Below are 11,487 nucleotides of genomic sequence, written 5' to 3' on the forward strand. Positions count from 1 at the left end.
ATAAGGATGCTTTATAAACGGTGATTGATGGTGCTTTTGTAACGGATGCCACAGATAGCCTCTTACTTTTTACTGATAGCAGTTTAACATTCATGTCTTTTTTAAACGATTTTTTCATCATGCACACCGACTCCACCACATTAATTATGGGGGAGTATAATTACCCACTGGTTGCCCTTTCGATTATTCTTGCCAGCGCAGCGTCTTTTTTCGCCTTACACTTTGCCGCTATCGCAGAAAAAATAGTGGTGAATACATACAAAACCGTTGCCCTTGTTTCTGGGGCTTTCATTATGGCAACGGGCATATGGAGCATGCATTTTGTCGGAATGATGGCGTTTGACATGGGCCACGGCGTTAACTACGACCCCTTTTTAACGCTGCTCTCCATTTTGCCTAGCGTTTTTGCCTCCTACATCACGTTAAAACGACTGATACGCAAACACCTAACGCTTTGGCAACAAATTACAAACGGTATCCTAGTAGGGTTAGGAATTGGCACCATGCATTACATTGGCATGGAAGCAATGGAAATGAAGGTCAGCCTTAAATACGACCCCTTTTGGTTCACCGCTTCTATTTTAACCGCCGTTGTTTTGGCGTTTATTGCTTTGTCTACTCACTATTATGTCAGTCGTCTATGTAAGCACTTAAACCTTTTATGGTGCAACAGCATCAGCGCGCTCATTATGGGGTTAGCCATTGCAGGTATGCACTATATGGGAATGGCAGGAGCACGTTTTGTTGTCACCCATGATACCCGTTTATATCATATGCATAATGTTGATGGTGGCTTAGAGCAATCTAGCTCGTTTCTTATCACGGTTGTCTCCGTTATCACCATCATGCTGTTTTTATTAGCAGCAACGATTGCATCACAATTACGTTACCGCCAACTTCTAATCGAGAAAAGTTGCAGCGAAGTCCGCCTAAAAACCACTCTTGATACCGCTGTAGATGGTGTCGTCACGGTGGACAGCAAAGGGCAAGTGACAGAGTACAATAAAGCCGCAGCCAATATTTTTGGCTGGCAGGAAGCCGAGATTCTTTACCAACCCTTTGACAAACTCTTTACGGATGCTGATAACCAAGCCTTTAAAGCTTCCATGAAGCTGTATTTTGATACCGGTGAAAGCACCATGGCTGGCACAGAACGTGAAGCGTGCGCAGTGCATAAAAGTGGTCGTATCTTTCCTGTTCGAATCGCCATTGGTCGCGTTGAGGTACTTGGTACTGAAACGCTTTTTGTTGGCTTTATTACCGATATTTCTGAAAGAAGGTCACTGGAAGAGACACTTATAAAGCGTGAGAAGCAATACAGCTCTCTTATCAAAAATATCCCCGGGGCCTCCTTTCGTTGTTTAATCAACGAGCACTGGAACACGGTGTTTGTTAGTGAGGCTATCCAATCATTAGCGGGATGGTGTGTCAGTGAATTCTACGACGACAGTATTTCATTAGCCGACTTAATTCACCCCGAAGACGATGAACGAATTTCTCAGCACATTAGCCACGTCATTAAAGAGCGTAAAAGCTACACCATTGAATACCGACTGAAACACAAAAACGGTCATTATGTGTGGGTACTCGAAAATGGCACCGTGGTTTACAACGAAGATAATCAGCCAGAATGGATAGACGGTGTCATTCTTGATATTTCTCAGCGTGTTGAAATGGAAGAAGAATTGCGTAAGGCCAAAGTCATCGCAGAGGCTTCTGCCGAAACAAAAGCGTCTTTCCTCGCCAATATGAGCCATGAGATACGCACCCCTATGAACGCGATTATTGGTTTTTCCGATATTTTGCTGGACTCCGATGTACCGAACGAGAGCAAAAAGCATCTCGCCACTATCAGTAAATCTGCACGTTCCTTGTTGCATCTTCTGAATGACATTTTAGACAGCGCCAAACTGGAGAAAAATAAACTTGAGCTAGAAGAGCGTGTATTTTCCCTTGAAACGCTGGTCGATAGCGTTATTTCCACGTTGTGGTTACAGGCAAAAAGCAAGGGGCTGGAATTGAGTTTTTCCATCCAACCCATGATGGCGAATGTGTACCTCGGGGCGGAAGATCGTATCCGTCAGGTATTGATGAACTTGATCGGTAATGCCATTAAATTTACCGAGAAAGGCAGTATCACCCTAACGGTTTCACGTCTGCCAAATAATCATATTCGTTTCGTCGTGGAAGATACTGGTATTGGCATTCCCACTGATCGTCTCGACAGCGTCTTCGACCCTTTCATTCAAGCTGACGCTTCTATGAGTCGACGATTTGGAGGCACAGGGCTGGGCACCAGTATTTCCAAGCAGCTTGTCAACTTGATGGGAGGCGATATTTCCGTCAGTAGTCAAGAGGATGTCGGCAGTTGCTTTAGCTTTAGTTTGCCTTTAAAAGAGTCATCGCTTCTTCCGGACGATCATACGTCACAGGAGCTTAGCCTTACGCCAAAACGCATTCTATTAGCAGACGACCTTGAACAAAACTTGACCTTACTCTCTTTGTTACTCGGAAAACAGGGACATGAAATTGTTTTAGCAAAAGACGGACACGAAGCCATTAAACAATTTAAAACCATGCAGCCTGATATCATTCTGATGGACATTCAAATGCCCAATATGGATGGCCTGACCGCTACACAAATTATTCGTAGTTATGAAAAAGAACACCAGCTTACACGCACCCCGGTGATCGCATTGACAGCCAATGTGTTAACAGAAGACAAGCTGGATGCACAAAGAGCGGGTATGGATGGTTTTGCCAATAAACCCATAGAAATGGCGAATCTAATCTCCGAAATGGCCAGAGTGCTCGATGAATCGCCTATTGTCGTTCAGAAAAACATGTTGGCTCCCCATCAAGGGACATCCCATAGAAATCACCAGATTCATGCCAGCAAAGGGCTTACTTTGTGGGGAGATGCGGATATTTATTTGGAAGAACTCAATTACTTTGCCAACAGCAATCAAGACCTAATCAGCAAATTGCATGGCTATATTGAAGAGCGCGCGTTTACGTCTATACGTTTATTGGCGCACGGTGTGAAAGGCACATCAGGGAACCTTGCTCTTATTCCTATTGCGAACGAAATGTTGCATATCGAACAAGCGGCTCAAAAAGAGGATGCCGCCCTGTGTCTCAAGTGTCTCAACATACTGAGTGATTTGTTAACCGCTTTTAATGAAGAGCTTCAGACGTTAAAAGAGCAACGTGTGACAGACACAACAGATCAGGTTGAGAGCCAAGCAGCCACACTCTCTCAACCTGAGTTACTCACATTACTGGATACCTTGATTGATATCGCCAGTTTTGGTGAATTAGACGATGACAACAGTGAACTACTCATTCAGAATATTCCTAAGCACCTTAAATGCCAAGCCATTGATGCCAGCAATGCCATGGCAGATTTTGACTTCAACAATGCCGTCGAACTCCTTAACCAGTTAAAAACAACCATCACGCAAGAGGGTACTCAGTGAGAATTGGTAGTAAACCCGCCCCACGAATTTTGCTCGTAGATGATGAACCATCTAACCTACGAGTATTGAGACAAGTACTACAGCCAGCGCGCTACCGACTTTCGTTCGCACGCTCTGGCCAAGATGCTCTTAAACTGGTGGAAAAAGAGACCGTTGATCTTATTCTGCTCGATATTATGATGCCAGACATGACAGGATTAGAAGTGTGTGAACAGCTCAAAAGCAACCCCAAAACCGCACACATTCCAGTCATTTTTGTCACTGCCTTAAAAGACAGTGTGGATGAAGAGCGCGGTTTTGACATCGGTGCCGTTGACTACATCAGCAAACCTGTCGTTCCCGCTATCGTGTTGGCACGAGTCAAAAACCATCTATCTTTAATTCGAGCTGACGAGTTGCTCAATACGCATATTGACCTGATCGACCGATTAGGGCGCGCCGCAGAGTACAAAGACAACGAAACCGGCATGCACGTACAACGCATGAGTCGATATGCCCGTATCATCGCGAAAGCATACGGTTTTTGTGATGAATCAGCAGACGATTTAATGATGGCTGCGCCTATGCACGACATCGGTAAAATCGGTATTGCCGACAGCATCTTACTGAAACCCGGCAAATTAACCGCCGACGAATACGATATTATGAAGACACATGCCCAAATCGGGGCTGAAATACTGTCTAACCCCAGCTCCTATTTAATTGAACTTGCTCATTCTGTTGCCATTACTCACCATGAAAAGTGGGACGGCAGCGGCTATCCGAATGGATTAGCTGGCGAGGACATCCCCATCGAAGGCCGTATTGTTGCCTTGGTTGATGTGTTTGATGCGCTTACCAGCGAGCGTCCATATAAGCGCGCTTGGTCGGTCGAAGAAGCCGTTAATTTCATCAAGGAACAGAGTGGCAAACATTTTGATCCCGCCCTTATTCCTATTTTGGAACAAGAGTTGCCAAAGATTCTAGAAATCAAACGCCTGTTTGCAGAGGAAACAACATAGCGCAATGCCCTTATAACCCTTGCCCTACTTTTTTATGGCAGACTGACGTATATCAAGCATTGAAAAGACAAAAAACAGCCCTACTGTTAAGGTAACCTTGTTTACGTCATGAATGTTTGGAGAGTGTTATGGGAGACAGTAGGAATGATTCTGTGAGCGCACTACATCGCTTTGTTAATTCAATACTGCAAGATAAAACCGTTGTCACAAAGCAAACGAACCTTGGGGTTATTCGTATTGCTGGAGACGATGGCAAAAAATTCTTGCAGGGACAAATGACCTGTGATCTGAATACGTTGACAACAGAAGCCGGTTTATACGGTGCTATTTGCAGTGTCAAAGGCCGAATCATCAGCAATTTTGTCTTGGTGCAACACGCTGACGACGTACTCATGTTGCTGTCTGCTGACTTAGTTGAAAAAACACTGTCTCATCTAAAAAAATACGCCGTTTTCTTCAAAGCTCAATTAAACGACGCCAGTGAAGAGTTTACGTTTTACCGCCAAATGTCTTCTTCACCTTCAGAAACAGCAGAGCAAGGCGCTACTTTATCGACACAACAGGACGAGACGGGCATCGTTGTCACCCTTTGCCATCAACCCTTCACTGAGCAATGGCACCTTGTCAGCCACTCAGATACAAGCATGATAGAACAACACCCAGAACTGGCAGACATCGCACTTTTGACGGCACGCCCCCTTATTCAACTCAAACACAGCGAACAACTGTTACCGCAATGGCTCAATATGCAGGCCAATCATGGTATCAGTTTTACGAAGGGTTGTTACACAGGGCAAGAAATCGTTGCACGCATGCAATACCGCGGCAAATCCCCCAAACATTTGGCCTTAATCACATGGGAAGGGGAACTTGATATCAGCCAGGCACTTTGCAATGAAGAAGGTAAAAGCATCGGTCAAGTTTTCGATCATGGCAGTGTACAAGGCCAGCAGATGGCGCAGGTTATTCTCAATATCGACGCCAGCGACACGACACCGTTAACCTTGGATAACACCCTGGTCCAACAGTTGCCCCTGCCCTATTCATTAGAGACAAAAACTACCCGCAATTAACCAAGCAATGGTGAGCGGATTGAACTTGAAGGAACTCGGAGATGAGTAACCCTACCGATCACCAATACCATGAGTTGGTTGACACCATTTCAACTGCATTTCGTGAAGGACAGCAAAAAACGGTCAGCGCTATTAATGCAGGGTTAGTATTCACCTACTGGCAAATAGGCCAGCATATTGTTGAATACGAGCAAAAGGGTAAAGCACAAGCAGCTTACGGAAAGCAGCTTCTAAAACAGCTCAGTGCAGACCTAAAGTTAAAACATGGCAAAGGTTTCAGTATCAGCAACTTGCAACGTTTTCGTCAGTTTTATATACAGAACTCAAATTATGCGACAGTGTCGCACAATTTGAGCTGGTCCCATCATGTTGAGCTATTGAAAATAGACAACGTAACAGAGCGGTCTTTTTATACCCAGCAATGTATCAGTGCCAACTGGAGTATTCGGGAGTTAAAGCGACAAAAAGACAGCGGCTTGTTTTTGCGCCTAGCGGCATCCAAAGACAAAGAGCAAGTATTAGCCCTTGCCACGCAGCAGGCACTAGTTAACAAACCAGAAGATGTACAACGCGACAGCTATGTATTTGAATTCTTGGGATTACCAGAAAAACAACACTACAGTGAAAAAGATCTAGAAGATGCACTATGCCAGCACCTAGAGCAATTTCTGCTAGAACTAGGAAAAGGTTTTACCTTTGTTGGTCGCCAATACCGCATCACGCTAAACAACACCTATTACAAAGTCGACCTCGTTTTTTACCATCGCATTTTACACTGCTTTGTTTTGATTGATCTTAAAATAAACGATGTGAAACACCACGATATTGGCCAAATGAATATGTACATGGGCTATTTTGCTGCAGAGGAAAACATCGAAAGCGACAACCCACCCATTGGCATTATTTTAAGCAAAGACAAAGACGAACTGCTGGTTGAATACGCCACCTACGGTATGGACACAAATTTGTTTGTACAAAAATACCAACTGTATCTCCCCAACGAAGAAGAGCTACGCCGAGAAGTCGAAGCAACTCTGATAGAGCAGAGCCATGATGAATAACAAACTCATCTAGACATCACCACCCGCCACCTCTCGCCGCTAGAAGGGTAAAGGAATTTGCCCTTCTAGCGGTTGTGTATCTTCGTTGGCTTGTGTCGTTTCGTTAGGCTGTATCGCTTCCTTAAACAACACAGCGTCTTTAAACGGAATCGTTTGCGCAAGTAATCGATTTTTCTCAAGTGATCGAGCCTGCTCAACCGTTGGAAGCGTCCAATTTATGGGCGACTTATTTTGCGACAACAAGTACGCGTTGGCTTTTGAGAAATGCTGACACCCAAAGAAGCCTCGATAAGCAGACAAAGGCGAAGGGTGCACACTTTCCAACACACAATGTTTGTTGCGATCAATGCGACGGCCTTTTTTCTGGGCGTAGCCCCCCCATAACAAAAACACCACGCCTTGGTGCTCTTGGTTGATCACCTCAATAATCCTGTCGGTAAAGGGCTCCCAACCCTTGTTTTGATGTGATCCAGCCTTATGAGCCTCTACCGTCAGCACACTGTTTAGCAATAACACACCCTGCTCAGCCCAAGCCTGTAAATAGCCATGTTGAGGCGCTATCGTGCCCACATCGGCTTCTAGTTCTTTATAGATATTGACCAAAGAAGGCGGCACTTTAATGCCCGGTTTCACCGAAAAAGCCAAACCATGTGCTTGCCCTTCGCCGTGATACGGGTCTTGACCCAATATCACCACTTTTACCTGATCGAAGGGGGTGGCGTCTAAGGCCGCAAAATAATCTGGCTCTGGTGGGTAAAGCGTTTTGGTTTGTTTTTCTGTGGCCAAAAATGTCATCAAGGCCTTCATATAGTCTTTATCAAACTCACCGGACAAATACTGTGCCCAATCTTTAGCCATCTGCATGTAGCTACCTTTCTTGCCTTTTAAAGAGTAATAACGGTTAATTTAAAAAGTAGTAACGGTTAATTTAAAGAGAATCGTAAAAAGGGTTTAGCCGCGCCGAACACTTAAAATCTTGATACGCCATCCAAAAAGTTTGATCTGATGTGGTCATGTACTTTAGTAACATCCAGACCATTTCACGAACCCCATAGGCGCACATATAGATTTGCATGGCTTCTTTTATTCTCTTCTGTGAAACACGGTCGAAAAGCGATTCGTCATACGCATAAAGTAGGTGCTTTTGTTGGTCTGTATCAAGATTATGGGAACGAGCAACCACCGCTAGGTCAAATAAAGGGTCCCCTATTCCTGCGTACTCCCAATCAATTACCCATAAATCCGCATCATCCATCAATAAATTTTTAGGATTTATGTCGTTATGACACAGCACCCTGGGCAAAAGTTGCTCAGGAGCACGAAGCTGGTGAAAAATTAATACAAGATAGTCATATTCTTTCTGTAATGTAAGACGACTTTCAAGATGGGCTTCATCGTTTATGAACCGCGCACCGCTCAGCCGATTTGCAATAGAATTTAAGTACTGTTGGATCACCTCAAACACTGAATAATAACGCCCCTTCGCGGGTAAGGCATGCACCTGTTTCAGTATGCTGGCAATACGCCTGATGGCATTATCGTTATGACGAACCGTCCAGGCTAATGACGGCTGAGGAACAAAGCGAGAAGCCATGCAGCCAGATGCGTTATACCATACGACATCCGGCGATAACCCAGCAGAAACAGCATGACGCAAAATAATGCGTTCAACCGCCCGATCAATGTAAAAAATGGTCTCTTCTGTGCCTGGTATACGTAATACTAAACGAGAGACACCACGCCAACAGATCAAATACACACGATTTGAGAAGCCATCCGTCAACGGAATCGCTTCAACCTTGGTGTCAGGGTCAGTCATTTCGGGAAAAATAACGGCAATCTCAGTCAAACAGTCAGATAATGTTGTCATTTTTCATCATTTTATTGCCAGAATTGTAAGTGGCTGTCAGAATGAACAACAGAATCATTCGAGTCAATAGTCAACTTTGAAGCAGATACATGAATAAACACGAAGACATTATTCGCAAAATACAAGAGCGCCTAAGCACCCTCAGTAAATCCGAGCGCAAAGTAGCGGAAGCGATTCTTGCTGATCCTAAAACCACCATTCATTCGAGCATTGCCAAGCTGGCCGCCCGAGCGGAAGTCAGTGAGCCAACCGTTAATCGGTTTTGTCGCAGCTTAATCGGCAGTGGCTTCCCCGATTTTAAGGTTTCTCTTGCACAGAGCCTTGCCACCGGCACACCATACGTCAATTTAAATGTTGAACCGGATGATGCACCAGGTGCTGTCACCGCCAAAATTTTTGAAGCAGCGAAAAACAATCTGACCCGTGCCCAAGATATTTTGCCGGAGTCACTTATTAGTCGTGCTGTTGACGTCTTAGCGCAGGCACGCCGTATTGAATTTTATGGCCTAGGGGCTTCTGGCCCCGTGGCAAAAGACGCACATCATAAGTTTTTCCGTCTCAATATGCCGGTTGTCGCTTACACTGACATATTGGTGCAACGTATGGCCGCGGCAGGCACACACCCAGGTGATGCGGTGGTAATTATTTCTTACACCGGTCGTACTCTTCCTTTAATTGAAACCGCTCGTGTTGCCCGTGAAGCTGGCGCCACTGTGATTGGCATCACTAACCCAGACTCGCCACTCACTGAGCACTGTTCTATTATTTTGCCGATAGAAGAAACCGAAGATACCGATATTTATACGCCCATGAGTTCGCGCATCGTGTATTTAACATTGATCGACGCCTTAGCGACTGGCGTACTGCTTAAACGTGGGCCAGAATTTAACGCCCATCTCAAAAAGCTCAAACAGAGCGTACGAGACACACGTTTACCCAAAGCAGATAAGAAATAACGGTAAACGAAAAGGCACAAAATTTGTGCCTTTTTCAAATGTCTTTACACATAGTCTGATATTTTTTCTTTAAACGACGATCTTGACGATAAAGTCAGAGTTTTTTGCAACTTTGTCAGAGTTTATTACAAGATTATCCCTTCTTAGCCACTTAAAATCGTTTTAAGTATTGAATTTTATGTAAACGAGATTCATTATCTTTACCGATTATCAATATGCTTTACATCTATTTACTATGACATTGACCATGACCGTTCATAAATGAACGGCTTTTTATTTGTATGGTAGAAAAAATATAACTCTTTCTTTTCAGTCAGCATCCGCAAAGAGACTGACAAACAACCTCGTTTATTTAGGGTTGTTTCATTCATCAAAACTCCAATAGGGGACAATAATAATGATAGAGAACAGCTACGCGATCAGCCTCACTTTCCTAGCGTACCTAATCGGTATGCTTGCTATAGGCTTGTACGCTTACAAACGTACATCTAGCTCAGAAGATTACTTTCTTGGTGGTCGATCTTTAGGTCCTTGGCCGACGGCGTTATCTGCCGGCGCATCTGATATGAGTGGTTGGTTGCTGCTGGGTCTGCCTGGTTATGCCTTTGCTGCTGGGATGGAAGCCATTTGGATTGCCGGCGGCCTTTTGGCCGGTACTTGGCTCAACTGGCTGATTTGTGCAAAACGCCTCAGAACCTACAGTATTGAAGCCAATAACGCCCTCACCTTACCTGACTTTTTATCCACACGCTTCCAAGACAAATCTAAGATGATTCAAACCATCTCTGCGTTGTTTATTTTGCTGTTCTTCTTGTTCTACACAAGTTCAGGCTTGGTTGCAGGCGGCAAACTGTTTGAAACTGTCTTTGGATTAGACTACACCTATGCCGTTATCATTGGCACCATCTGTGTTGTTTCCTACACCTTATTTGGCGGCTTCTTAGCGGTTGCTTGGACGGATCTTGTGCAAGGCCTCATGATGAGTGCCGCGCTGGTGATTGTTCCTTTGATTGCTATGGATGGTGGATGGTCTGAGCTGTCCAGTACGCTGACAGCAAAAAATCCTGAGCTTCTAAACGCATGGACTTCTGTTAAAGGTGAGCCATTAAGCACCATTGCCATCATTTCTTTGGTTGCTTGGGGACTGGGCTACTTTGGTCAACCTCATATCTTGGCGCGTTTTAAAGCATCTCGCTCCAATAAAGACATCGGCACAGCACGTCGTATTGCGGTGATCTGGACTTTCATCTCCATGGTCGGTGCATTATTAATCGGTTTAGTGGGCATTAACTATGTTGATGTAAATCTAGCCGGCGAACTGGCGGATTCTGAGAAAATCTTCATGATTCTTGTCAACGCTGTTTTCCACCCTGTTGTAGCAGGTATTTTGCTAGCCGCCATTTTAGCGGCCATTATGAGTACAGCGGATTCTCAGTTATTGGTTTCTTCTTCCGCTCTAGCAGAGGATTTTTACAAACAACTGTTCAACAAAGAAGCAACGCAACAGCAAATCGTCAACGTAGGTCGTTTTGCGGTGATCGCCATTTCTATCGTGGCTTTAGTGCTGGCTCTTAACCCTGAAAGCTCAGTGCTTGGATTGGTTTCTTATGCTTGGGCTGGGTTTGGTGCTGCATTTGGTCCTGCCATTATGCTTAGCTTGTTCTGGCGTAACATGAATCGCAATGGTGCCCTAGCCGGTATTATTGTCGGTGGCGTAACGGTCGTCGTGTGGAAACAGCTTACAGGTGGCATTTTTGATATTTATGAAATTGTACCAGGCTTTGTATTATCAACACTGGCGATTCTCGTCTTCAGCATTTTGACTGGCGCACCAGAAAAATCGGTGACAGATGGGTTTGATAAATACGAGAAGTCTCTCGATACAATGGACTAATTTACTGGGCGCTTACCGGGCTGTAGCACTTTGACAACCCAGTAAGTTCACCCTAAAGCAATCATAAAGCTCGAGTCTATGGCTCGGGCTTTTTTTGTGCTCAACCACGGTGGATAGATCGAAAACCAGACAAAAAAAGGGCTTGTAAACAAG

General features: G+C 44.7%; 8 protein-coding genes. 6 read left to right on the forward strand and 2 right to left on the reverse strand.

The window, feature by feature from the left end:
• Positions 1-92: 92 nt before the first annotated feature.
• From LG368_RS03545 to LG368_RS03560, 4 genes are all read left to right on the forward strand, one after another.
• Positions 93-3,479 (forward strand): MHYT domain-containing protein, encoded by a 3,387-nt coding sequence (locus LG368_RS03545; RefSeq protein ID WP_226753353.1) that lies wholly within the window; start codon positions 93-95, stop codon positions 3,477-3,479.
• The gene (locus LG368_RS03550) at positions 3,476-4,480 is read left to right on the forward strand and encodes a response regulator (protein WP_226753354.1); all 1,005 of its coding nucleotides are present in this window, start codon (positions 3,476-3,478) and stop codon (positions 4,478-4,480) included. Before LG368_RS03545 ends, LG368_RS03550 begins: the two co-directional genes overlap by 4 nt.
• 152 nt (positions 4,481-4,632) lie before the next feature.
• Entirely contained in the window at positions 4,633-5,553 is a 921-nt protein-coding gene (gene ygfZ, locus LG368_RS03555; RefSeq protein WP_226753355.1) for a CAF17-like 4Fe-4S cluster assembly/insertion protein YgfZ, read from the forward strand.
• 41 nt (positions 5,554-5,594) lie between these two features.
• Complete coding sequence (locus tag LG368_RS03560) at positions 5,595-6,614, forward strand: PDDEXK nuclease domain-containing protein (protein ID WP_226753356.1); 1,020 nt, start codon at positions 5,595-5,597, stop codon at positions 6,612-6,614.
• A 39-nt stretch (positions 6,615-6,653) separates the two neighbouring features.
• Here the strand turns inward: LG368_RS03560 and ung are convergent, their stop codons facing one another.
• Together ung and LG368_RS03570 are read right to left on the reverse strand one after the other, a co-directional pair.
• Positions 6,654-7,478: a uracil-DNA glycosylase gene (ung, locus tag LG368_RS03565; protein ID WP_338086295.1), complete on the reverse strand. Its 825-nt coding sequence runs from the start codon at positions 7,476-7,478 to the stop codon at positions 6,654-6,656.
• Positions 7,479-7,542: 64 nt separating this feature from the next.
• Positions 7,543-8,484: a phosphotransferase gene (locus LG368_RS03570; protein ID WP_226753357.1), complete on the reverse strand. Its 942-nt coding sequence runs from the start codon at positions 8,482-8,484 to the stop codon at positions 7,543-7,545.
• Positions 8,485-8,573: 89 nt separating this feature from the next.
• Here LG368_RS03570 and hexR point away from each other — a divergent pair, with 89 nt between their 5' ends.
• Both hexR and putP read left to right on the forward strand, forming a co-directional pair.
• Complete coding sequence (gene hexR, locus LG368_RS03575) at positions 8,574-9,440, forward strand: transcriptional regulator HexR (protein WP_226753358.1); 867 nt, start codon at positions 8,574-8,576, stop codon at positions 9,438-9,440.
• A 397-nt stretch (positions 9,441-9,837) separates the two neighbouring features.
• Positions 9,838-11,334 carry a sodium/proline symporter PutP gene (gene putP / locus LG368_RS03580; RefSeq protein WP_226753359.1) on the forward strand — a complete coding sequence of 499 codons (1,497 nt, stop codon included), beginning with the start codon at positions 9,838-9,840 and terminating at the stop codon, positions 11,332-11,334.
• Positions 11,335-11,487 lie beyond the last annotated feature (153 nt).

The organism is Marinomonas algarum, assembly GCF_020532605.1.
Classification (GTDB): domain Bacteria; phylum Pseudomonadota; class Gammaproteobacteria; order Pseudomonadales; family Marinomonadaceae; genus Marinomonas; species Marinomonas algarum.